Annotated in this window: 15 protein-coding genes; 6 read left to right on the top strand and 9 right to left on the bottom strand. The window is 62.7% G+C overall.

Features of this window, described 5'->3' with window-relative positions:
• Window positions 1-187: 187 nt before the first annotated feature.
• Together EET03_RS11640 and EET03_RS11635 are read left to right on the top strand one after the other, a co-directional pair.
• Window positions 188-409 (top strand): hypothetical protein, encoded by a 222-nt coding sequence (locus EET03_RS11640; protein WP_063469523.1) that lies wholly within the window; start codon window positions 188-190, stop codon window positions 407-409.
• The gene (locus EET03_RS11635) at window positions 409-3,975 is read left to right on the top strand and encodes an MMPL/RND family transporter (protein WP_099194140.1); all 3,567 of its coding nucleotides are present in this window, start codon (window positions 409-411) and stop codon (window positions 3,973-3,975) included. The genes EET03_RS11640 and EET03_RS11635 overlap by 1 nt, the downstream gene beginning before the upstream one ends.
• A 268-nt stretch (window positions 3,976-4,243) precedes the next feature.
• Here the strand turns inward: EET03_RS11635 and EET03_RS11630 are convergent, their stop codons facing one another.
• Entirely contained in the window at window positions 4,244-5,995 is a 1,752-nt protein-coding gene (locus EET03_RS11630; protein ID WP_075543125.1) for an AMP-binding protein, read from the bottom strand.
• 525 nt (window positions 5,996-6,520) lie between these two features.
• Between EET03_RS11630 and pks2 the strand changes: the two genes are divergently transcribed.
• Together pks2 and EET03_RS11620 are read left to right on the top strand one after the other, a co-directional pair.
• The gene (gene pks2 / locus EET03_RS11625) at window positions 6,521-12,799 is read left to right on the top strand and encodes a sulfolipid-1 biosynthesis phthioceranic/hydroxyphthioceranic acid synthase (protein ID WP_167470625.1); all 6,279 of its coding nucleotides are present in this window, start codon (window positions 6,521-6,523) and stop codon (window positions 12,797-12,799) included.
• 174 nt (window positions 12,800-12,973) lie between these two features.
• A complete protein-coding gene (locus tag EET03_RS11620) occupies window positions 12,974-13,510 on the top strand; it encodes a class I SAM-dependent methyltransferase (RefSeq protein ID WP_244232318.1) in 537 nt (178 codons plus the stop codon).
• 270 nt (window positions 13,511-13,780) lie between these two features.
• On the opposite strand, the gene EET03_RS11615 is transcribed toward EET03_RS11620, so the two are convergent.
• The 8 genes from EET03_RS11615 to rfbF are packed head-to-tail and all read right to left on the bottom strand — an operon-like array spanning window position 13,781 to window position 21,554.
• Entirely contained in the window at window positions 13,781-14,554 is a 774-nt protein-coding gene (locus EET03_RS11615) for a TylF/MycF/NovP-related O-methyltransferase (RefSeq protein WP_075543126.1), read from the bottom strand.
• Window positions 14,554-15,807: an NAD-dependent epimerase/dehydratase family protein gene (locus tag EET03_RS11610; RefSeq protein WP_075543127.1), complete on the bottom strand. Its 1,254-nt coding sequence runs from the start codon at window positions 15,805-15,807 to the stop codon at window positions 14,554-14,556. Before EET03_RS11610 ends, EET03_RS11615 begins: the two co-directional genes overlap by 1 nt.
• Window positions 15,804-16,838, bottom strand: a complete 1,035-nt coding sequence (locus EET03_RS11605; RefSeq protein ID WP_075543128.1) for an ATP-grasp domain-containing protein — start codon at window positions 16,836-16,838, stop codon at window positions 15,804-15,806. Before EET03_RS11605 ends, EET03_RS11610 begins: the two co-directional genes overlap by 4 nt.
• Entirely contained in the window at window positions 16,831-17,940 is a 1,110-nt protein-coding gene (locus EET03_RS11600; protein ID WP_099194139.1) for a DegT/DnrJ/EryC1/StrS family aminotransferase, read from the bottom strand. Before EET03_RS11600 ends, EET03_RS11605 begins: the two co-directional genes overlap by 8 nt.
• Window positions 17,937-19,160 (bottom strand): class I SAM-dependent methyltransferase, encoded by a 1,224-nt coding sequence (locus EET03_RS11595; RefSeq protein WP_075543130.1) that lies wholly within the window; start codon window positions 19,158-19,160, stop codon window positions 17,937-17,939. The genes EET03_RS11600 and EET03_RS11595 overlap by 4 nt, the downstream gene beginning before the upstream one ends.
• A complete protein-coding gene (locus EET03_RS11590) occupies window positions 19,157-19,708 on the bottom strand; it encodes a dTDP-4-dehydrorhamnose 3,5-epimerase family protein (RefSeq protein WP_075543139.1) in 552 nt (183 codons plus the stop codon). The genes EET03_RS11595 and EET03_RS11590 overlap by 4 nt, the downstream gene beginning before the upstream one ends.
• On the bottom strand, window positions 19,705-20,793 hold the full coding sequence (gene rfbG / locus EET03_RS11585; RefSeq protein WP_244232316.1) for a CDP-glucose 4,6-dehydratase: 1,089 nt from the start codon (window positions 20,791-20,793) through the stop codon (window positions 19,705-19,707). Before rfbG ends, EET03_RS11590 begins: the two co-directional genes overlap by 4 nt.
• The gene (gene rfbF, locus EET03_RS11580; protein ID WP_075543132.1) at window positions 20,781-21,554 is read right to left on the bottom strand and encodes a glucose-1-phosphate cytidylyltransferase; all 774 of its coding nucleotides are present in this window, start codon (window positions 21,552-21,554) and stop codon (window positions 20,781-20,783) included. The genes rfbG and rfbF overlap by 13 nt, the downstream gene beginning before the upstream one ends.
• A 399-nt stretch (window positions 21,555-21,953) precedes the next feature.
• Here rfbF and EET03_RS11575 point away from each other — a divergent pair, with 399 nt between their 5' ends.
• Entirely contained in the window at window positions 21,954-22,955 is a 1,002-nt protein-coding gene (locus EET03_RS11575) for a glycosyltransferase (RefSeq protein ID WP_244232315.1), read from the top strand.
• A 3-nt stretch (window positions 22,956-22,958) separates the two neighbouring features.
• The gene (locus tag EET03_RS11570; RefSeq protein WP_075543133.1) at window positions 22,959-23,873 is read left to right on the top strand and encodes an NAD-dependent epimerase/dehydratase family protein; all 915 of its coding nucleotides are present in this window, start codon (window positions 22,959-22,961) and stop codon (window positions 23,871-23,873) included.
• Window positions 23,874-24,151 lie beyond the last annotated feature (278 nt).

The following is a 24,151-nucleotide window of genomic DNA, read 5'->3' as shown; positions in this document are numbered from 1 at the left end:
AATTACCCGAAAACAGCCGACTTTCTGCACTTCGGACAAAAAATTTTTGTACGTTGGCACGATTTTTCCACGGGCCGAAGATCAACGGGCTACCCTGTGGTGCACTAGCAGAATTGAGGATGCCCGGCCGTCGCGGACCGAAATGTTGGGGGGATGAGTTGACGTGCGATGCCCTCGGACCGGGCGCATGAACACCACCGAAAAGAGGTGGCTGGACTTGAATAGAGCCGCTGCCGATCCAGCCACTTTCGTCAGCCCACCCGGCCAGTTGTCGGCGGTGCGCTCCACGGCGTTGTCGAGGCTCGAACGGGTGGCCACCGGGTTCATTTACCACCGCCGCGATGCGGATCGGCTTGGCGGGCTTTATCGGCCGGTGAATCGCTGTGGCGTGGAAAGGTGTCGCGACTGATGAGCGATTCGGAAGCAGCCCGCCCCGGGGGAATTTTCGACCGACTCGGCCAATTGGTCGTTCGGGCTCCGGCGCTGGTCATTGCATTCTGGATCGCGCTGGCAGCGGTACTCGCCGTCACTTTCCCGCCGCTGATGGAGGTAGCCGGTAAGGCCGGCGGAGAAGCTTTGCCCGCCGACGCCCCGACGATGGTCACCAGCAAGGAGATGGGCAAGGCCTTCGGCGACAGCGGCAAAGGCTCGCAGTTGTTGGTGATCCTGACCGACGAAAACGGGCTCAGTCCCGCCGACCTAGAGACCTACCACACGCTGGTCGACAGGCTGCACCAGGCAAACCTGTCGGTTCAGGACTTCATTAGCACGCCCGGCTTGCACGACGTCTTGTCCAGCAAGGACAACAAAGCCTGGAACGTGCCGGTGATGTTCCAGACCGACCCGCAGGACCCAGCCACCATCGCGGGGTACAAACAAGTCCGGGACATCGTAAGCCAGACGCTCGCCGGTTCGACGCTGGCCGCCAACTATGCCGGCGGTCTGGTCACCATGTCCGACCTCACCGCCATCGGTCAGGAAGACGCACATCTGATCGAAATCGGCACCGCGGTCAGCGTGCTCATCATCCTGCTGATCATCTACCGAAACCTGGTCACCATGTTGGTGCCGCTGGCCACCATCGGTATCTCCATGGGGACCGCCCAAGGCACTTTGTCCGCGCTGGCAACCATCGGCCTGGACGTGCAAACGCAGACGATCATTTTCATGAGCGCGGTAATGATCGGTGCCGGAACGGATTATGCCGTCTTTCTGATCAGCCGATATCACGACTATGTGCGGCAAGGCTTGGCTTCGGACCTGGCTGTCCAGAGAGCGTTGATGTCGATCGGCAAAGTGATCGCGGCGTCGGCGGCGACCGTGGCGGTCACGTTCATCGTGATGGTCTTCTGCAGATTGCCGGTCTTTTCCACGGTGGGCCCGGCGATTTCGGTATCGATCGTCGTCAGCTTCGTGGCTGCGGTGAGCCTGCTGCCCGCCATTCTGGTGCTGATCGGGCGACGCGGCTGGATCAAGCCCCGACGAGACCTTACCCATCGCTTCTGGAGACGCACGGGAACACGGATCGTACGCCGGCCCCGGATCCATCTGGTCGCCAGTCTCGTCGTGCTGGCAGTCCTGGCGGGATCCAGCTTCTTGGTGCGCTTCAACTACGACGATCTCAAGGCTTTGCCGTCCGACGTCACCAGCGTCGCGGGATACGAGGCCATGAGTCGCCACTTCCCGCAGAACATGATGACGCCGATGATGCTTTTCATTAAGTCACCGCGTGACCTGCGAAACCCGAGCGCGCTCGCCGATCTCGAGATGATGTCGCACCGGATCAGCCAACTACCCGACATCACCGCGATACGCGGGTTGACCCGGCCCAACGGCGAACCGCTGCAGCAGACGAAGGTGTCCTATCAGGTCGGCGAGGTGGGCGGCAAACTCGACGAGGCCGGGGATGCAATCAGGGACCACGGTAGCGACTTGGACAGGCTGGTCAACGGCTCCAACGATTTGGCCGGCGCCCTGGCTCAGGTGCGCGACCAGGTCACTCAAGCTGTCGGCAGCGCCGGCACGCTGGTCAGCGTGCTTACCACGATGAAGCAACTGATGGGCGGCGACAAGACGCTCAACGACCTCGACAGGACGGCCAAGCTGGTCGGCCGCATGCGGGCGCTCGGCGACGCCCTTAGCGCAAACATGGTCGATGTGGCGAATACCGTCGCCTGGGCCAGTCCGCTGCTGAAGGCGCTGAACTCGAGTCCAACCTGCAATGCCGACCCGGCCTGTGCGGCCTCGCGGAGCCAGTTGCAGGCGCTGGTCCAAGCACAGACCAGCGGAACCCTCAACAGCATCACCGATCTGGCTCGCAGCCTGCAGCAAACGAAAGAGGTGCAGACCGTCAGCCAGACGATCGACAAGCTGCAGCAAAACCTGAACCAAGCGGTCAGTACGTTGCGGTCTATCGACGGACTGCAGAACCGGCTGAATCAGATGCAGCAGGGCGCCAACGCCCTCGCACAAGGCAGCCGTGCGGTCGCCGACGGCGTCGCAGCACTGGTCGACCAGACCAAGAAGATGGGCACCGGACTCGACGAGGCATCGGCCTTCCTGCTGGACCTCAAGCACGACGCCGAACGACCGTCCATGGCCGGCTTCAATGTTCCGCCGCAGGTGCTGGCCGCCGACGAGTTCAAGAAGGCCGCGCAGATTTTTATATCCAGCGACGGGCACGCGGCACGGTACCTCCTCCAAAGCTCGCTCAATCCGTTCACCACCCAAGCCATGGACCAGGTGAATACGATCCTGTCGGCAGCGCGGTCCTCGCAACCGAATACCGAGTTGTCGGATGCGACGATATCGCTGGCGGGCATTCCGACCGGGCTGGCAGATACTCGGGAATATTACAATAGCGACATCAATTTCATCGTGTTGGCCACGATCGTTATCGTCTTTTTGATCCTGGTCATGCTGCTGCGGGCGATTATTGCGCCCCTATACCTCATCGGTTCTGTGCTGGTTTCCTTTTTTGCGGCCCTGGGCCTCGGTGTCATCGTTTTCCAGCTGATACTCGGCAAAGAATTGCATTGGAGCCTGCCCGGGTTGTCATTCATTCTGTTGGTTGCGGTTGGCGCTGACTACAACATGCTGCTGATCTCGCGTATCCGTGACGAATCACCCCATGGCGTGCGGGTCGGTGTTATTCGCACAGTCGGTTCGACGGGCGGTGTGATCACGTCCGCCGGCCTCATTTTTGCCGCGTCAATGTTCGGCCTGCTGGCCGCCACCATCAACACCATGGTGGAAGCCGGCTTCATTATCGGCGCCGGGATCTTGATCGACACCTTCATCGTTCGCACCGTCACGGTGCCAGCGTTGGCTGCGCTGATTGGCCAGGCTAACTGGTGGCCGTCGAAACTCGCTGCGTCCAGTAAGAAGCAGCGGGCGAGCCGTCGCAATAAGACGGGGGGCCAAGCTCAGCCAGCACGGGCAAGGGCCGTCCCGACCCGCAAGACCGGCAGTGTGACGCGCCCACCGTCGAAAGTTCGTGCCGTTCCAGCCGGGGATACGCCCCGAGCCGTACGCCGCCGTCCCGCCAAAGATGTGCCGCTGCGGAAGTTGGATTTCCCCATCACGAGCAATGGCAAGGATGCGTTCGTTGATCTCGGCGAGCATGCACTTCCGCTATTCGGTTCCGTCGTGCTGCGGGCCAAGACGGCCACGTCAAACGGGCATCACCCGGTCATTGGCGGCAGCGATGACGATCGCATCCAACACTCGCTGCCGCTGTTCGGCCCCATCGACCTGCCGGCCCTGATGACCAATGGCAACGGTCATGGCAACGGCAATGGCAACGGCCATGGCAACGGGATCACCAACGGCAACGGCCACGGGGTCACCAACGGCAACGGCCACACGAACGGCAACGGGGTCACCAACGGCAACGGCCACACCAACGGCAATGGCAACGGCAAGCAACCCGTCGACACGGGAAGCGCCCTCCCCGATAGGTCAACGATCACCTAACGCCCTGCTCGTTGTCCGCCGTCGATATGACCGATGCCGGCCAGCTATGTCGGCCCACACCGATCTATTGATCGCTCGGGCAACGCCGAGATCGACTCCAGCGCACAAAAATTCGAGTGGACGTCAGGCTAACTAAGGACGGCGCCGAGTGTGAACCATACGACGCGACACGCCGAGAAGGCGTCGTGAGATTCACTCTCGCCGCCGGAACTCCGGGCCAACGTCGATCTCGACGAACGTCTGCCGCAAACCAGCGAGTACGAAAGACTTAAGCGTCCAGGCGGGTGAACTCGTCGTGCCGATAGAGCTCGACACATTGCGCTCGTCTGATCTTGCCGCTTGTGGTTATAGGAATCGAGCCGGGCGAGACCAGAACCAGATCCGCCACGCTCAGGCCGTGCGACTTCGAAATTGCCGACGTCACTTCCCGTTTGACGACCTGTAACCTGTCAGCCAAATCCTCGTCCGTGTCCGGGCGCTTCTTGAGCTCGATGATTGCGACCAGTTTCTCAGCGCCACGGTCCGGAACCGATATTGCCGCGCATCGACCCGGAGTGACCTCCTGGATCGTCGCCTCGATGTCGTCTGGAGAGTGGTTGCGGCCGTACACGATCAAGAGGTCTTTGATACGGCCGATGATGAACAACTCTCCGTCGAAGTAGAAGCCGGAATCACCAGTTCTGAGCCAGGGACCTTCCGGGGTGCCGGCCGAAGGGTTGACAATGCGCGCCTGGAAGGTGCGCTCGGACTCGACCGGCTTCTGCCAGTAGCCGGCGCCCACGTTGGGTCCGTGCAGCCAGATCTCGCCGACCGCTCCCTCCGGGCACTCGACGCCGGTGTCGGGGTCGACGATTCGCACCGTCATCTGCCGTGGGTTGCCATAGCTCACCAACCCGGTACCGGTTCCGGGTGCGCACCGCTCCGCCTCACCCGCGGGCAGTTTCGCGGAATCGAAATACACGACTTTCGGCGGTTCGCCCGGTTCACGAGCCGCGATATAGACCGTTGCCTCGGCCATCCCATATGACGGCCGGACCGCCGCGGGGTCAAGGTTGAATTTCGCGAACCGGTCGGTGAAGCGCTTCACGGTGACGGGCTGCACCCGCTCACTGCCGCTGAGGACATGCAGCACTTCCCCGAGATCGAAACCGTTCATATCGTCGTCGGACGTCTTGCGCGCTACCAGGTCGAAGGCAAAATTTGGCGCTGCCGTGAACACCCGGCCACTACTCGCCATCAATTGCATCCACCGAGCCGGTCTCTGCAAAAACCCCGCCGGACTCGTCAGGACCACAGGAATGCCCGCAAGAATGGGAATGATAATTCCAACAAAGAAACCCATATCGTGATAAAACGGCAGCCAGGACACCACACCACTGCCGGGCGGGGGAACCTTCCCGTACTTCCCGTAGTAGCCGTCCATGATTTGTCCGAAATTGACGAACAAATTCTTATTCGAGACCACAACCCCGGCCGGAGTGCGGGTGGACCCGGAGGTGTACTGCAAATACAGCGCGTCCGGCGTCGCTGCGCTACGAGAGCCCGGCCGGACCGACGAAGTCGGCCGAGAGTCCAGGTCCAGTAGATCGATTTCGACAACTGCGGGTGCAGATTGTCCGGGTTGCGGCTTCGCGTACCCGGAGACATGGTCGCTCACCGAGGAAGTCGTCAGGATGACCGAGGGTGACGTATCGGCCAGCACGGAAGTGGTGCGCTCGTCATGAACGCCGGAATAGGGAACCGAAAGTGGAACGGCGGTCAGTCCGGCCTCGAGCGCCCCGAGGAAACCGGCGATGTAGTCAAGGGTCTGCGGCGCAAGTATCACTGCCCGATCGCCAGGCGATCCGCATTGCCTGAGGCGCTGACCTACGTTGAGCATGCGCCGATGCAGCTGCGCCCACGTCAGCGTCTCCGGGACACCTTCCCAATCCTGCTCGTAATCAATGAATGTCATCGCTGTGTCGTTGGGCTGCAAGCTCGCACGCTCGCGCAGCACAGCGGGAATCGAAGACTCAACCACGGGCCTCACACTACCTCGGATGCCCTTGGCTGGTGCCGAATCTGCTCGTCACAGGGGTAACACGCGGATTATCCGCCGCCGGGCCGGCCGCACGGGTCCCACCGGCTCGGGGCTGCGGTCGCGCTCAGGCCATAACTTCTGCCACCTCCGTGGCTCTCGGTTTGTATGCACCACGTCGGCGACCCGCCGCGGCATACGGAGGTGTTGGGCGCATATATAGTCGTCAACCGGGTGCGCTGGCGGCGAGCCGAGCAAAGCGCCCGCATACTGCTTTTTTCGGACATCCGGCGTCACTCTTAAGCCGTCGACCTGCCCTTTCGCCCTTATTCAACAGATTTTTTTGTACGTACGCACAGTTTTCCCACATTGGTGACGCTGAGGGGCTACGCTGCTGTTCACCTGACTAGTTGGGTCAGATGCGATCAGGGGGATCATGGCGCGGTGCGCGATGCGCCGGCGCCGACAGCCCGGATCGACATTCGATGAAGTCTCCTTGAGGCAGGGGGAAAAGAAGAGGTGACGGCGGTGAACGAACCAGGTGTGACCCCGGTGGCTGTGATTGGGATGGCATGCCGGCTTCCCGGAGGAGTCGACTCCCCGAAAAAGCTGTGGGAGGCGCTGTTACGGGGAGACGACACGGTCACCGAGGTTCCCGCTGACCGCTGGGACGCCGACGAATACTACGACCCCGAGCCCGGCGTGCCCGGCCGGACCGTCTGCAAGTGGGGTTCCTTCCTGGACAACGTCGGCGACTTCGATCCCGAGTTCTTCGGGATCACCGAAAAAGAAGCGACGGCGATCGACCCGCAACACCGCTTGCTTTTGGAAACCGCCTGGGAGGCCATGGAACACGCCGGCCTGACACCGGAAAACATGGCCGAGTCGCTCACCGGCGTCTTCGTCGGTCTCAATCACGGCGACTACCAGTTCGTGCACATTGACGCGGAGGCCTTCGACGGGCCGTACGGCAACACCGGAACCAATTCCTGCTTTGCGTCGGGACGGATTTCCTATGCTCTGCGGTTGCACGGGCCCGCGGTCACCGTGGACACCGCATGCTCGTCCAGCTTGTTCGCAACCCATCTGGCCTGCCGCAGCCTCAGCGACGGCGAGAGCGATCTGGCCTTCGCGGCAGGCGTCTACGTGATGATGGAACCACGCAGGTTCGCCTCGGCGTCGGCGCAGAACATGTTGTCGCCCACCGGACATTGCCACGCATTCGACGCCGCGGCGGACGGGTTCGTGTCCGGCGAGGGCTCGGTGGTGCTGTTGCTCAAGCGGTTGCCGGACGCACTGCGCGACGGCGATCGGGTCCTGGCCGTCGTGCGCGGAACCGCCGCCAACCAGGACGGCCACACGGTAAGCATCGCGACGCCGTCGGTGCAAGCCCAGTCCATGGTGTACCGCGCGGCGCTGGCCGCGGCGGGAGTGGAGCCGGGCAGCGTCGGGTTGGTCGAGGCGCACGGCACCGGCACCCCCGTCGGCGACCCCATCGAATACGAGAGTCTGGCCGAGGTGTACGGCATCGACCGGCCCTGCGCGCTGACATCGGCAAAGCCCAATTTCGGACACACCCAAGCGGCCGCCGGAGCACTCGGGCTGATGAAGGCGATCCTCGCCCTGCAGCACGGTGTGATTCCGCGGAACCTGCACTTCACCCGCCTGCCGGACGATATGGCCCGAATCGGCAGCAAACTCTTTGTGCCGCAGGAGATCACGCCGTGGCCAACGACCGGTGAGCAGGTACGACGGGCGGCGGTGTCGTCGTACGGCATATCCGGGACGAACGTGCACGCCATCGTCGAGCAGGCACCCGAAGTCACTGCTCACGAAGACCTGCCGAACACCCCGGCTGGAGGCGAGCTGATCTTCCCGCTGTCGGCGACGTCCGCCGACGCATTGCGGCAGACGGCCGGGCGGCTCGCGGACTGGGTCGATGCGCAGGGCCCGGAATGGTCGGCGTCGGACCTGGCCTACACCCTGGCCCGGCGGCGCAGTCATCGCCCGGTGCGGACGTCGGTGCTGGCCAACAGCGCGGCGGAGCTTTCCGCGGCCTTGCGCGAGATTGCCGACGACGAGACTCCCTATCAAGCCGCCGTCGGGCAGGACGACCGGGGCCCGGTATGGGTGTTCTCCGGCCAAGGCTCGCAATGGGCGGCGATGGGCGCCGACCTGCTCGCCAACGAACCGGTTTTCGCCGCGACCATCGCGGAGCTGGAGCCGTTGATCGCGCAGGAGTCCGGATTCTCGGTGACCCGAGCGATGACCGCACCGGAGACCGTGACCGGGATCGACCGTGTGCAGCCGACTCTGTTCGCCATGCAGGTGGCGCTGGCCGCCACTATGAAGTCCTACGGGGTTCGCCCCGGCGCGGTCATCGGGCACTCCCTCGGAGAATCGGCGGCAGCTGTCGCGGCGGGCGCGCTGTCACTTCAAGACGGGGCGAAGGTCATCTGCCGCCGTTCCCGGCTGATGACCCGGATCTCCGGTTCCGGAGCCATGGCATCGGTGGAACTGCCTGCCCAGCAAGTGCTTTCCGAACTGATGGCCCGCGGCGTCAACGACGTCGTGGTCGCGGTCGTGGCTTCGCCGCAGTCCACGGTGATCGGCGGCGCCACCGAGGCCGTTCACGAGCTCGTCGTGGCATGGGAGCAGCGCGAGGTGATGGCCCGTGAGGTGGCCGTCGACGTCGCGTCGCACTCCCCGCAGGTGGACCCGATCCTAGACGACCTGTACGAGATACTCGCCGACCTCGAGCCGCTGACACCGGAGGTGCCCTACTATTCCGCGACGCTGTTCGACCCGCGCGAGGAACCGTACTGCGATGCCAACTACTGGGTGGACAATCTGCGCCACACGGTGCGCTTCGGCGCGGCGGTGCAAGCGGCGCTCGAGGACGGCTACCGGGTCTTCGCCGAACTGGCGCCGCATCCGCTGCTGACCCGTGCCGTCGAAAAGACGGCCGAGAGCCTCGACATACCGGTGGCGGCATTGGCCGGCATGCGGCGCGAACAGCCGCTGCCGCACGGGCTGCGCGGCCTGCTGGCGGATCTGCACAGCGCCGGCGCCGCGGTCGACTTCGCCGTTTTCTACCCCGCCGGACAGCTGGTGGAAGCGCCGCTGCCGACATGGACGCACCGATCGTTGCTGTTGAACCGCGCCGGTCACGACCACCAGGGCCAAGGCGGCTCGTCGGTGGTCGTGCACCCGCTGCTGGGCGCGCATGTGCGGCTGCCGGAGGAACCGGAGCGGCACGTGTGGCAGACCGATGTCGGCACCGAGGCGCTGCCCTGGTTGGCTGATCACCAAATCCACAGTGCCCCAGCGCTTCCGGGCGCTGCATATTGTGAGATGGCGCTGGCGGCAGCCCGCACCATCCTCGGCGAGGCGTCCGAAGTCCGCGACATGCGCTTCGAGCAGATGCTGCTGCTGGACGAAGAAACCCCGTTGTCGGCGGTCGGATCGGTGAAATCACCCGGGGTTGTCGACTTCGTGGTGGAGACCTTCCAGGAGGGCGGGTCGATCCGGCGCGGCGCGGCGGTGCTGCACGTCGCCGAAGACGAGGACCAGCCCCGCGCCTACGATGTCCCCGGCTTGTTGGCCGGCCACCTGCGCACCGAAGAGGGGACCGAACTACGGGAACGGTTCGACGAGCACGGCGTGCAATATGGTCCCGCCTTCACCGGGCTGGGCGCCGCCCACATTGCCGACGGGGCCGTGAGCACGGTGCTGGCCGAGGTCTCGCTGCCCGGCGCGATGCGGTCACAGCAGCGTGCTTATGCGATCCACCCCGCGCTGTTGGATGCCTGCTTCCAGGCCGTCGGCGCTCACCCCGACGTCCAGGTCGCGGGCAACGGCGGTCTGATGTTGCCATTGGGTGTAGGCCGGATCCGTGCTTACGGCTCCACCCGCAATGCCCATTACTGCTATGCGCGGGTGACAAACGTCGACGCGGCCGGGGTCGACGCGGACCTCGACGTGCTCGACGAGCACGGGACCGTGCTGGTGGCCGTGCGCGGGTTACGGCTGGGCACAGGGGTTTCCGAGCAAGGCAACCGGGATCGGGTACTCGGCGAGCGGCTGCTGACCATCGAATGGCAGCAGCGTGAGCTGCCCGAATTGGACCTCGCCGACGCCGGAACGTGGCTGCTGATCAGCACCACCGACGTTGCGGACCAATTGGCGACCGAGTTGACCGACACGTTGAAGTCGCACGGCGCGCAGTGCGCAACCATGAGCTGGCCGGAACACTCCGACCATGCCGGGGCCGCCGAACGGCTGCGAAACCAGCTCAATGCCGGCGGTTTTCACAATGTGGTCATCCTGACCGCGCCGGACAACGGCGACCGCGACGAGAAGAGCGCGGTCCGCGGTGTCGAGGGCGTCCGGCACCTGGTGCGCATCACCCGCGAGCTACCGGAAATCATGGGCGAGGCACCTCGCTTGTATGTGGTGACCCGTAACGCGCAGACCGTGCTCGCCGCAGACAGCCCCAACCTCGAGCAGGCCGGGCTGCGAGGTCTGTTGCGGGTCGTCGGTGCCGAGCATCCACACCTGCACACCACCCACATCGATGTCGACGAGCACACCCAGGCCGAACACATCGCGCGCCAACTGCTGTCCGGCTCGGAAGAAGACGAGACCGCCTGGCGCAACGACGAGTGGCACACCGCACGGTTGTCGCCCGCGCCGTTGCGTCCCGAAGAGCGCAAGGCGACTGTGGTGAATCACGAATCCGCCGGCGTGCGCCTGCAGATCCGTACCCCGGGTGATCTACAGACCATGGAATTCGTTGCCTTCGACCGGGTTACGCCGGGGCCCGGCGAGATTGAAGTCGCCGTCACCGCGTCCAGCATCAACTTCGCCGATGTCCTGGTCACATTCGGTCGCTACAACTCACCGGACGGCCGGATGCCGGAACTGGGCACCGATTTCGCGGGTGTGGTCACTGCCGTCGGGCCCGACGTCACGACGCACAAGGTCGGTGATCACGTCGGCGGCATGTCACCCCACGGCTGCTGGGCGACGTTTGTCACCTGCGACGCGAACCTGGCCACGCCGATTCCGCAGGGCCTGACCGACGCCCAGGCCGCGGCCGTGACCACCGCGCACGCCACCGCCTGGTACGGGCTGCACGACCTGGCCCGGATCAAAGCCGGTGACAAGGTGCTGATCCACTCCGGAACCGGCGGCGTCGGCCAGGCCGCGATTGCGATCGCCCGCGCGGCGGGAGCCGAGATCTACGCCACCGCGGGCAGTCCGAAACGCCGGAAATTGTTGCGCGACATGGGGATTGACCACGTCTACGACTCACGCAGCATCGACTTCGCCGAGCAGATCCGCCGCGACACCGACGGCTACGGCGTCGACATCGTGCTCAACTCACTGACCGGTGCGGCGCAGCGAGCCGGGCTGGAATTGCTTTCGTGGGGTGGGCGTTTCGTCGAGATCGGCAAGCGTGACATCTACGGCGACACCAAGATGGGTCTCTTCCCGTTCCGGCGCAACCTGTCCTTCTACGGTGTCGACCTGGGGATGATGTCGCTCACCCATCCGCAGTACATCCGCGAGCTGTTGAGCACGGTGTACCGGCTGACGGCCGACGGCACGCTGCCGATGCCCGAGAGCACGCATTACCCGTTGACCGATGCTGCCACCGCGATCCGGGTGATGGGCGCCGCCGACCACACCGGCAAGCTCATCCTCGATATCCCGCGTGCCGGGCGCAGCAGCGTGGTGTTGCCGCCGCAGCAGGTGCCCGTCTTCCGTGGCGACGGCTCCTACATCATCACCGGTGGCCTGGGTGGCCTGGGACTCTTCCTGGCCGAGAAGATGGCCACCGCCGGCGCCGGGCGAATCGTACTCAGCTCCCGGTCCGCGCCGAGCCAAAAGGCTTTGGAGACAATCGAACTCATCCGTTCGATCGGATCCGATGTGGTGGTGGAGTGCGCCGATATCGCCCAGGCCGGCGCCGCGGAGCGGCTGGTGGCCAACGCCACGGCCACCGGACTCCCGTTGCGCGGTGTGCTTCACGCGGCGGCCGTGGTCGAGGACGCCACCCTGGCCAATATCAGCGACGAATTGCTCGACCGGGACTGGGCGCCCAAGGTCTACGGCGCCTGGCATCTGCACCAGGCCACCGTCGGTCAGCCGCTGGATTGGTTCTGCTCGTTCTCGTCGGCGGCGGCGATGCTGGGTTCGCCGGGCCAGGGCGCCTATGCCGCGGCCAACAGCTGGTTGGATGCCTTCACCCATTGGCGACAGTTGCAAGGTCTGCCAGCCACCTCGATCGCCTGGGGTGCCTGGGCCGAGATCGGGCGCGCCATCGCGCTGGCGGAGAGCACCGACGCCGCGATCGCTCCGGAGGAAGGCGCCTACGCGTTCGAGGCGATGCTCCGTCACGACCGCGCCTACACCGGCTACTCCCCGACCGTCGGAGTGCCGTGGCTGGCCGCTTTCGCGGAGCGGAGCAAGTTCGCCGAGGCGTTCAAGGCATCGGAGCAAGGACGTTCGGGTTCAAGCAAATTCCGCAACGAGCTGGCTTCGGTGCCGGTGGACGAATGGCCGGGCCTGCTGCGCCGCCTGGTCTCCGAGCAGGTCAGCCTGATCCTGCGGCGCACCATCGATCCGGACCGTCAACTCTCCGAGTACGGACTCGACTCGCTGGGCAACCTGGAACTGCGCACCCGTGTCCAGTCCGAAACCGGGATACGGATCAGCTCCACCGACATCACCACGGTGCGGGGTTTGGCCGACCACCTGTTCAACCAGTTGGCTCCGGAAGAAGCCACCGCGTCCTCCTGATGGCCGCTGGGAACAGTTGTCGCTCAGGCAGCTCGCGGTGCGAGACGGATAAGCCATGCGTATCCTGCCGGAACCGGCAAGCGTCAGGCACTATTACGGTCACAAGCGGCCGGAGATGTTGCGGTTCATCCCGGCCGATGCGCGACGCGTGCTCGACTTGGCTGCAGGGCAGGCGTGTTCAGTGCCGCGGTCAAGAAAAGCCGGGGCGCGGAAGTCTGGGGCATCGAGTACAACGAGGAAGCGGCCCGACGCGCCGGCGGCATCCTCGACCATGTGCTTGCCGGAGACGCGAATGAGCGGATCGCGGAGCTGCCTGATGGCTACTTCGACGCGATGGTCTGTAACGACGTATTGGAGCACCTGGTCAATCCGCTCGAGATGCTGACACGGCTTCGGGGCAAACTCAAGCCTCAAGGCGTCATTGTCGCCTCGATCCCCAACATCCGCTACCTGCCCGCGCTGGGCAAGGTGGTATTCCGAAGAGACTTCCCGCAGGAGGACTTTGGCATCTTCGACCGGACCCACCTGCGCTTCTTCACGCGCAGCAGCATCGTGCGGATGTTCGAGGACGCGGGCTACGCCGTCCAGCGCATCAAAGGCATCAACCCTTTCCTGGGGCCTTTTGGCGCGCTGTTCATCGTGTTGAGCCTCGGCCATTTTGCCGACGGGGTTTTCCTGCAGTACGCCTGCGTGGCGTCGCCGGCAGTTTGAGGGCCAGCTTGCACGAGCGCCGTTGGTCACATAGGCCTCGCAACTACCGGGCGGCATAGTTACTACGGCAGTCACTCCGTCGGCGGGGCACTCGATGTGCCCGGCTCACAGCGGCAGCGAGGGGTATAGGCGCCGCGAAAGTGCAAGAGGCAATGCATTTCCGAGCAATACCGCCGGTACATTCACGACACTTTTCGCCCACGAGTAGTAGGTGCACGGCGGCGAGGCTGACTTCCAAGCCTTGCCTGCCCGCCATGCCGCGTCCAGGTGTCAGTCCAGCACCGCGTAGGAAATTTGCGGCGTAAAAGGAAATCGCCTGATACGGAGATTCCTGATTCCGGCCGACTCCAGTACGGCAAGGGTTTCGCCGGGCCAGTATTTCTGGTTGAGCTCGTCGAAAGCGAGTACGGCGCCTTTGGGCATTCTGGGCAGGAAAGTCCTGACCGCCGCCAGGGTCGGTTCGAACAGATCAAAGTCGAGGTAGAGAAGCGCGACCACCGTGTGCTGGTTGTCTGCCAGATACGCAGGGATCGTCTGTTGGGCGTCACCCTTGACGAGTTCTACTCGATCGATATGCCCCAGCGGACGATTGAGATCGTACAACGACACGGCGTGCCGAATGTCGTCCTCGATGCCTTGAACCGCCAAGCCGCCGACTTTGGCGAATGACAGACTTGCGTCCGCGGCTGTAGCGTCCTGATCCGCGAGGCTGGGAAAACCGGCGAAGGTGTCGAACCCCACGATTCGTCGTGTGTGATTGTAGGGCTCGTAGATCGCCGAGAGCTGCGCCCACGTCATCAAGCCGCCCCCCATGAAGACGCCGCACTCAATGATATGGCCGTGAACATCCACGATTTGCTTGAAGATCTCGTTCTTGGCCAGGAACGTCGCCATTGTCTGCCGCGGAACGAACTTCGCGAAGTTCTTCAGTTTGGCGAGTATGTCACCTTCGCCGGCGCTGAAGAATTCCTGGATTCTGGTGGCGTATTGCTCATCCGCGGAAGTTTGTGTGCGCGCGTCGAGCATCGAAAAGCGGTTATCCATTACTCACCTTTTCCGGTCTGAATTTCGGGTGAAGCGGCGCGCGCAAGTGTGCGGCGCAGCCCGTCACTTAGGGTGGTCGTCGGCTGCCAGCCCAATTCTGTCTCCGTTGCTGACCAATCAAGGAAAACGTTCGCAACGTCGTCATCGATGTTAGTCTCCTCGATCGCCGCATGACACCCGAGGATCTCACCCATTTTGCTGATGATTTCGCGCGGTTCATGGAAGAAATTGCCGCCCAGATGGTAGATCGGAGCGTTTCCTTTCTTTTCGATGATGCTGGCAAGCCCCTCGACAGCGTCATCAATATAGAGAAGCTGCAGGCTAGGCAACCCGTTGCGATAGCGGTGGGTCACGATCGGTCGTCCTTCTTTCAGGCGGCGATGCGCGAACCCTATCAAGCGCGGCCGCAAGCTTTGCGGACCGAAAGTCGGTGAGATTCGAACGATAGTGGAACTGACTTCACCGTTGGCCCGAGCATTTTGAACGAGGACTTCTTCGAGAAATTTTGTTTCGCCGTATACCCCCCGAGGACGCATCGTTGTGTTGACGTCCGCAATCATCGAGCTCGACCTGTAGGCCGAAAACACCACTGCGCCTGAGGGCAGGACAAGGTGAATTCCGAGCGATTTGCAGACGTCGAGAATCCCCCGCAGCATCGTCAAGCTGTGGCCCATAGCGTCGTTGTTGGTGTAGATCCGCGGGTATGCGAGATGAATGATCTTTCCGATCTCGTTGTCGCGGCAATAGCGGTCAAGGTGGACCACGGGACCGAGCAGGTCTACCGTGGCGTGGTTGGGCGCGACGACACGATGTGAATCAGCGAGGCGGTCGCGCAGGGCGGCGCCTAGAAAGCCGCTGCTGCCGGTGATGAGGATGCCGTCCTGGCGGATCGACGCGGGAGACTTCCGCAGCGCCGCGCGCAGCGAGTCAACCATCTCAAGCTTGACCGCCTGCTCTCCGGTCGTCTCGATGACTTGGGCCACCGCCACATCGAATTCCAGGCCGCGCCATTCGGCTAGGATCCCGGCCGCGACCGCGTTGCTGCGAGACACGCCGAAATCGCAGACGACTACGACGGAGCCGCCGCGCTCGAGCTCCGCGACGCCCTCGCGGATCTTTTCGAGCAGGTCATCAGCCGAGTTGCCGCGCTTGTCGACCATGGTTCTCGTATCGACCACGAGAAACGGGAAGTCGTGCGCGATGCTGTCACCCGGCGCGGTCCCCAGTCGGCCTTCGACGATCCATCGGATCATTTCACCACCTTCCAGAGCGGAACGGCGACCTCGCTCAGGGTTCGCAAATACCATCCTGGAGTGATGCCGAGCGCGCCCGGTGGCGGGAGACCGAGAAGGTGCCGGACGTACCAATCGACCTCGTTGAAACCCGCCAGTGTCCGCAGGTAAGTACTGGCAGAGAAGCGGGCGTTGATTTCGAAGGGCACGAAGGTGCCGTCGGCGGCGATGCGCCCCTGGATGTTCAGCGGGCCGGTGCTGCCGAGGCGCCGGGCGATCAGTTCGGCGGTCTCGCAGATGGCTGGATAATCGTCGATCAGACCCTGGCTATATCCGCTCGAAATGAGGAAGTCCGGGCCGCGCACAGAGACGGAAAGTTTGCTGTGAAACGCCCGCTTGAGGGCTATCGCCCCCGCGCAGCTGCCGTCGGGCAACGAAAGAACGCCGACCGTGAACTCGCCTCTGTCCTCGGGCAGGTACTCCTGAATCACCGGGGTGCGGCCGTTGTTGTGCAGGTAGGTGCAGTACAGGCGTGCCTCCTCGCGGCTTCTGACGAAGAACACAAATACGCTGCCGCCGCTCGCCACCGCCGGCTTTACGATGCATGGCATCGGGAAGTCGCCGATGTCGGTCCCCGGATCCACCGTTTGGGTCCGCGGCGTTCTGACACCGACACTCGCAAGAATCTCGAAGCAGTGACCTTTGTGGGCAAGGCGCTCGGTGAGCTCCGGGTTGTTTTGGCCGAGCCGTATCCCGGCGCGCACAAACAGCTCGTGGTCTCTGCCGATGAGGATCGCGGGCTCGTCGCCACCCGGGATGATGCAATCGACCTGCTCGCGGACGCAAAGGTCTAGCAGATTTTGAGCGTAGCCTTCGCGATCGACGAGGAAGGTCGAGGCGAAATGCTCGTCATAGTGCCCGAAAGCGAGCGGCGAGATGTCGCATCCCAGGACGTCATAGCCGCCGGCATGGTTGAGAGACTTGGCGATCTCGGTCCCAAGCGAGGCGCCCGCGATTCCGGCAATAAGCACCCGCGGACTCTTCTCATACAACGCAAATCTCCTGGACAACTTGCACTACTCGGCATTGCTCGATTTCGGTGATGTCATGGAAACTGGGAACATTGATTGCACGGTCCGAAATATTGCCGGCCCATTTGCCTCCAGGCGATCCTGCAAACGGAGGGGTCGTGGATAGCGGATGAAAGAAAACCCGGGCATCAATATTTTCGGCCGCGAATGCAGCAGTAAGACGCTCGGTCGTTACCCCGGTCGACTCTTCGAATACAACAGTCGGCATCCAGAATCCATTTTGTGTCCCCGTTCGCTCAGGGTTCATCGATACCCCCATCACGCCGGCCAACCCACCCTCGTAAGCCCGAAATATCTCGCGCTTTCGTGAAATCAGATCATCGATACGCTCCATCTGCGCGCAACCTATGGCTGCCTGGATGTTCGACATTTTGTACTTGAAGCCCACCACATCCGGCCAGAACTGCTTGGTCTGACTGCGGGCGCGGCCGTGGTTGCTGAGCGTAAGAACTTCCTCGTACAGGTTATCGTCATTGGTGACGAACATGCCGCCCTCACCGGTGGTGATCGTCTTGGTGCCGTGAAACGAAAAGGTCCCAAAACGCCCCATGGAGCCGGCACACTTTCCGTGGTAAATCGACCCAATCGCCTCGGCCGCGTCCTCAATTACCGGGATACCGTGCTTCTGCCCTACTGCCAGGAGACGGTCCATCTCGCAAAGATTGCCATACAAGTGCACAGCGACAATGGCCTTGGTGCGCGGGGTGATGGCGGCTTCGGCCAGTTCCGGGTCGATGCACCAACTCTCCGGCAAGATGTCGACAAATATGGGTTTCGCCCCGAGGTGAACGATGGGCGCGGCCGTGGCGATCCAGTTGGTGTCGGCCATGATGACCTCGTCGCCTGGGCCGATTCCGAGCGCGGCCATGCCCATGTGCAGCGCACCGGTGCAACTCGACGTGGCGATCGCGTGCTTGACCCCGAGGTGTGCCTTGAAGCCGCTTTCGAAGCGCTGGATGTATTCGTAGCAACGCTCGCCCCAGCCGTTTGCGGCGGCATCGGTGGCGTAGCGCACCTCGAGCTCGGTGATCGACGGCTTGGTGTAAGCGATGCGGGGCTTCACAGGAAGCTCAATTCGGGTACCGCCGTCACGAAACGTGTGCCGCTGTGAACAAGGTCAGCCAACTGGGTCCGCACCTCATGGGCGATGTTCCAGGGCAAAATGATCACGTCGTCTGGCGGGTTCTCGCGCAGCACCTCAGGCGAATGGATGGGAATGTGGCTTCCTGGCATGAATTTTCCCTGCTTGGACTGCGCGGCATCACAAACGTACGGAAGCAGGTCGGGCCTGACACCTGCGTAGTTCAACAAGGTGTTACCTTTCGCCGCGGCACCGTAGGCCGCCACGCGCCGGCCGGCACGCTTTTGTTCGATGAGGAAGGCCAAGAGGTCATCCTTCACCCGATCCGCACGCGACTGGAAGGCCGTGTAGGTCTCGGGCCGGGTCAAGCCGAACTCGTCCTCCCGCCTCAGCAGGGAACCCACGCGGTCCGTGGTGGAGTTCGCTGCCCCAGCATGGCAGCCATACACTCGCAGGCTGCCGCCGTGGGTAGGCAATTCTTCCACGTCCCACACCCGCAAGCCGGCCTCGGCAAAGATACGCGCCACGGTCGTGAGCGACAGGTACGAGAAGTGCTCGTGATAGATGGTGTCGAACTGAGTGCGGTCGATCAACGGCATCAGATGGGGAAATTCCAGCGTGACGCTGCCTTCGGGCTTGAGTACGGCGGCCAGTCCACGGGTGAAGTCGTTGATGTCGGGCACGTGAGCGTACACGTTGTTACCCGCGACCAGATCCGCCGACCATCCTTCGCTGGCCAGTCGATGACCCAAGGCTTCCCCGAAGAATTCCCGCCTGACCGGGATTCCCAGTGCCTCGGCGGCCTCGGCCGTGCTCGTCGTCGGCTCGATGCCTAGGCAGGGGATCCCCGCTGCCATGAAGTTCTTCAGTAGGTAGCCATCGTTTGAGGCCACCTCGATGACAAAGCTCTCGGGCCCAAGTTGTAGCCGTTCGGTGATCATGTCCGCATAGCTGGCCGCATGATCGAGCCAAGTGCTCGAGGTGCTGGAGAAGTAGGCGTAGTCGGCGCTGAACAGTTCCTCGGCGCGGGCGTAGTCCTCGGTCTGCACCAACCAACACCGGTGGCACACCAGCACACGCAGGGGGTAGTGCACCTCCGGGTGACGCAGGTCCTCGGCATGCAGGTAGGCGTTGGACGGTGGCGCAAAGCCCAGGTCCACAAAACTGTGTTCCACGGGTGCCCCGCAGTGTCGGCATTTCATAGCGCGACTCCGGTGAAATCAGCATCCAGCAGCGGATGGGCCAGATCACGAGGTGATAGGTCTTGCGGCGGCAATGGCCACGCGATCGCAAGCCGCGGATCGTCGTGGCGCAGGCCGCCCTCGGAAGGTGGGTGATAGAAAGCCGTGTGGAGGTATAGCAATTCGCTGTCAGGCTCCAAGACCTGGAAGCCGTGGGCGAAGCCCTCGGGGATGATCAGCATCTGCGCGTCGTCTGCCGCCAGTTCTTGGGCGTGCCACCGAAGAAACGTCGGAGAGCCGGACCGCAGGTCCACCGCGACGTCCCATACCCGGCCACGAAGGCAGCGGACCATTTTCATTTCCGCATGCGGCGGATTTTGAAAATGCATCCCCCGCACGGCCCCTGCATGTCTGGTTCTGGAGTGGTTGATCTGCGCGATCTGGCGGTGGCGCAGCAGAGGCCGAAGTTCGTTGGCGCAAAAGAGGCGGACGAAAGCTCCGCGGGCGTCACGGTGGGGCAGGGACTTCACAATCTTGAGATCGGAGATCGGGGTGTCGAGGATATTCATGCGGTGGCCCACGGCAGTTGTGAAGTGACTGCATCGGTGAGGTAGGCGTCCAGTTGGTCGGCGCTTCGCACTTCACCAAGTTCCAGCCATTGGCGATACCAGTTGGCTGTGTGGTGGATCGCTTTTTCAAGGTCCCAGACCGGACGCCACCCGAGATACATTCTCGCCTTGGCACTGTCGAGTTGCAGCAAGCCCGCCTCGTGCGGCTGTGGATCGGTTGTCTCTTGCCACCGAAGCTTCGGCCAGGTGCGAGCAAGGTCTCGGAGCACCTGCTCTACCGTACGGTTACCTTTCTCATCGGGGCCGAAATTCCAAGCATCAGCGCAAGTGTCGTCGCCCGCCAGGAGCCGCTGGCCCAGTAGCAGGTACCCGCTGAGGCAATCGAGTACGTGTTGCCAAGGGCGTGTGGCGTGTGGCGAGCGAATGACCAATGGCTCGCCGGCGACGACTGAGCGCACTAAGTCGGGAATCAGCCGGTCCTCAGACCAGTCGCCACCGCCAATCACGTTGCCGCCCCTAGCGGTTGCGAGCAGCGAGGCCGACGAGTGTTGCAGAAAGGCGGTCCGGTAGCTCGCCGCCGCCAACTCGGCCCCGGCCTTGGACGCACTGTAGGGGTCGTGGCCGCCCAGCCGATCTCTTTCTCGGTAGGCCCACGGCCATTCGCGATTCTCATAACACTTGTCGGTCGTCACGACCACCACGGCACGCACATGTGACGTGGCACGGGCAGCCTCGAGTACATGCACCGTGCCCATCACGTTGGTGGCCCACGTGGTGACTGGCTCGCGGTAGGACCGGCGGACCAACGGTTGGGCGGCCAGGTGGAAAACGATCTCCGGCATTTCCGCGGCGAAAATCCCACGGACTGCAGCTTCATCGCGAATGTCGACGCGATGATCGTTGATCGATAGCTTCAACAGGTCCCAATGGTTGGGCTTCGACGATGGGTCCAAAGCCAGCCCGGTCAGCTCAGCGCCCAGGGCATGTAGCCACAGACACAACCAGCTGCCCTTGAAGCCCGTGTGGCCGGTGACGAGGACCCGGCGCCCGCGATAGGCAGTTCCGAATGCGTTCAATGCCAGCATTTCCACGGCGCTTTGCCGCTACTCCACAGTTCTTCGAGCAGGTTCTTCTCTCGAAGCGTGTCCATCGGTTGCCAGAAGCCGGAATGCTCGAAAGCCATCATTTCGCCGTCGGCAGCCAGACGAGCCAAAGGTGGCCCCTCCCATGCGACTTGATCGCCGTCAATGTAATCGAGTACTGCGGGAGACAGGACGAAAAATCCGCCGTTGATGAGGCCGCCATCGCCACGCGGCTTCTCGGCGAAGCCCGTGACTTGGTTGCCTACGCACTCGATGGCGCCATAGCGCCCCGGCGGAAGCACCGCCGTAACCGTGGCGTGACGACCGTGCCGACGGTGGAATTCAACGCTCGCGCCGATGTTCACGTCACTGAGTCCATCACCGTAGGTGAAGCAAAACGCCTCATCGTCCTGGATATAGGTAGCGACGCGCTTCAGGCGCCCGCCCGTCAGGGTTTCGTCGCCAGTGTCGACCAGCGTCACCCGCCAGGGTTCTGCGTGGTGGCGATGGACTTCCATCTTGTTGAGGGACATATCAAAAGTCACGTCCGACATGTGCAGGAAATAGTTGGCGAAATACTCCTTGATGACGTAACCCTTATAGCCACAGCAAACGACAAAATCACGAATACCGTGATGCGAGTAGAGTTTCATGATGTGCCACAGGATGGGTCGCCCGCCGATCTCCACCATAGGTTTGGGGCGGATCGTGGTTTCCTCACTCAGGCGAGTACCGAGGCCCCCGGCCAGAATTACGGCTTTCATTGGACTCGCTTATGTTTGGAAGGATACCAAACCAACCAATTCCTTGGCCGATCTGTTAATGCATGAGAGCAACTCAAGTTACCTTCTAATATGACAGTCATATACTCCAATACATTGACAGGAGCGTTTGTATACTTGTCCCGTAAGATGACGAATGAGAAAGAAAGACCCCCAACGGTTAGATACTTCGCGCCCTCGCACTCCAGGTCGCCTTCGAGCGCATGAGTCTACTCTTGCTGCCCGACACCGGGACCGTAATCAGAGGGACGCGCGGCGTGTACACCGGCCATCTCAACGCCGACGGCCGGACCCGCGAGGCAGAACCACAATTGGCATCACTTTCCCGCTTATCCATCGGTACAGTCACTTCACTGGAGCCGTATGTTGGGGAGGCAACGCGTGACTGGTGACCGTCAGTTGAGCCGGGTGGATTCGGTCAGCGTTGTGATCCCGGTCTACAACGGAGCTGCGACTTTGCCTGGTGTGGTGAAGGAGCTCGCGCAGCTGCGTTCGACTCAGCAAACCCGCGACGGTCGTGAGTTCCGCGTCGACGAGGTGCTCCTGGTGTGGGACCGGGGCATTCGCGGCAGTGAAGAAGTCGTTCGTGAGTTGGCTGGGCACGACGAATGGGTGCGCCCGGTGTGGTTGTCTCGCAACTTTGGGCAACATCCGGCGACACTTGCGGGCATGACCTCGTCGGGTGGGGACTGGATCGTCACGATGGACGAGGACGGGCAACACGACCCGGGTTATATCGGTGACTTGCTCGACACGGCGTACCGGGACCGCACACAGCTCGTCTATGCCTCGCCGAGGAATCGACCGCCGCATGGGGTGTTGCGCAACGCGGCGTCTCGGATAACGAAGTGGTTGTTTGTGCATGTCTTGGTGTCGTCTGACGGGCCCAGTGCATTCAACAGTTACCGATTGATCCTGGGCGAGGCCGGACGAAGTGTCGCAGCCTACGCCGGCGCGGGCGTGTTTTTGGATGTCGCTCTTTCTTGGGTTGTCGCCAACCCGTCGACCTGTCCGGTGATGATGCGCCAAGAAGGACGACCTGCAAGCGCCTACACCCTGCGTCGCCTGGTGTCGCATTTTTGGCGGCTCGTCATCTCTTCGGGTACCCGGCCGCTGCGTTTCGTGTCAATGATGGGCATTTTGTTCGCCCTTCTCGGTTTTGGTGTGGCGATCTACAGCATGATCCAGAAGCTGGTCGGCGATATCACCGTGCAAGGGTGGACATCGGTGTTCGTGGCGGTGCTTGTTGTCGGCGGGGCCACCTTGTTCGCCCTGGGGATCATCGCCGAATACATCGCCGCTTCAGCCACCATGGCGATGGGCAAGCCCGTATACGTCATCGTGCGAGATCCCGGTGACACCTTCGACAATCCGGCGGACTGACGAGTGCTTACCTGGATCGTCGGTCTTGGCGGACTTCTCGGCAGCGCCGTATCACGGGCGATGGGCCCGACATTCACCCAACAATCGGTGCCGTGGGAGGAGCACGATGCGGCGGTCGAGGTGCTCGACGCCGACCTCAAGCGATTCATCCGAACGGCCCAAAACGACGATTGGTCGATTATCTGGGCCGCCGGCAGCGGCGTCGTCGGTTCCACGGCCGACAAACTCGCCGCGGAGACGCGCATCATGTCGCATTTCGTCACAAGGCTGCAAGACATGCAGCCGGCCGGTAAGGGCGCGTTCTTCCTCTCGTCCTCCGCAGGCGGCGTCTATGCCGGGTCGACTCACCCCCCGTTCAGTGAGTCGACGAAGCCACGGCCGCTGAGTCCCTACGGCGAGACGAAGCTCGCTCAGGAGGAGATCCTGCGGATGACGCTTCAAGGCTGCGTCCCACTCGTCATCGGGCGGTTCTCAAACCTCGCCGGGCCCGGTCAAAATCTTGCGAAACAGCAGGGTCTGGTCAGTCAGCTATGTCGAGCCGCGGTCACGCGACAATCGTTGAACGTTTTCGTGCCGATGGAGACACTGCGCGACTACTTGTACGTCGATGATGCCGCTGCGATGGTGTGCGCGCTGGTCGAGAATGTGGTGCGCGACCAGCCGTCGGAACCGGTGCTGCGCAATATCTCATCTCAACGACCCGTGTCCGTCTGTACTGTCCTGCGGACGGTACAGCAGGTCGCACATCGCTCCGTCCGCATCGCACTCGGGACCAGCCCGTCCTCGCGCTATCACGTCCGGGACCTGAGGCTTTGCACAGACTTTCCGCGCGAATTCCAGAGCGTGGCAATCACGCCGTTTCCCGTGACAGTCAAGCGCGTGTACGAGGCTGTGCTAAGGCAACAAGCAATGTGCTAGTAGGCCAAGCCGACTGCCGAAGACTCTCTAAGCTAGGTACCTGACCGGTATTCGGGGCGCGCTGACTGCCACATTCGCTCCCCCGGTACCGGGGAAACGTGGCCTCAGGAAGTGTATGGGCAACGGAAGGGTAGAAGTTCCGATTCGTCAGTGGTTTGCGTCTGACTTCGCGATAGAGATCGGCGTGTCGATCAGACGGCATCCGACGGGTTCTCCCAGCTTTTACGGAGGATCTGATCATGTCCGAAGCAAACTCTGGTGGCGGCCGGTCTGCCCGC

Origin of the sequence: Mycobacterium innocens (genome assembly GCF_900566055.1) — a bacterium.
GTDB lineage: Bacteria > Actinomycetota > Actinomycetes > Mycobacteriales > Mycobacteriaceae > Mycobacterium > Mycobacterium innocens.
Note: the sequence above shows the minus strand (reverse complement) of the source record. Positions and strands in the feature narration are given on the sequence as shown.

Excerpts from the sequence above, each read along its gene's own strand:
- EET03_RS11640 (WP_063469523.1), top strand. The coding sequence starts at position 188 with ATGAACACCACCGAAAAGAGGTGGCTGGACTTGAATAGAGCCGCTGCC.
- EET03_RS11635 (WP_099194140.1), top strand. The coding sequence starts at position 409 with ATGAGCGATTCGGAAGCAGCCCGCCCCGGGGGAATTTTCGACCGACTC.
- EET03_RS11615 (WP_075543126.1), bottom strand. The coding sequence starts at position 14,554 with ATGGATAACCGCTTTTCGATGCTCGACGCGCGCACACAAACTTCCGCG.
- EET03_RS11610 (WP_075543127.1), bottom strand. The coding sequence starts at position 15,807 with ATGATCCGATGGATCGTCGAAGGCCGACTGGGGACCGCGCCGGGTGAC.
- EET03_RS11595 (WP_075543130.1), bottom strand. The coding sequence starts at position 19,160 with ATGAAATGCCGACACTGCGGGGCACCCGTGGAACACAGTTTTGTGGAC.
- EET03_RS11590 (WP_075543139.1), bottom strand. The coding sequence starts at position 19,708 with ATGAATATCCTCGACACCCCGATCTCCGATCTCAAGATTGTGAAGTCC.
- rfbG (WP_244232316.1), bottom strand. The coding sequence starts at position 20,793 with ATGCTGGCATTGAACGCATTCGGAACTGCCTATCGCGGGCGCCGGGTC.
- rfbF (WP_075543132.1), bottom strand. The coding sequence starts at position 21,554 with ATGAAAGCCGTAATTCTGGCCGGGGGCCTCGGTACTCGCCTGAGTGAG.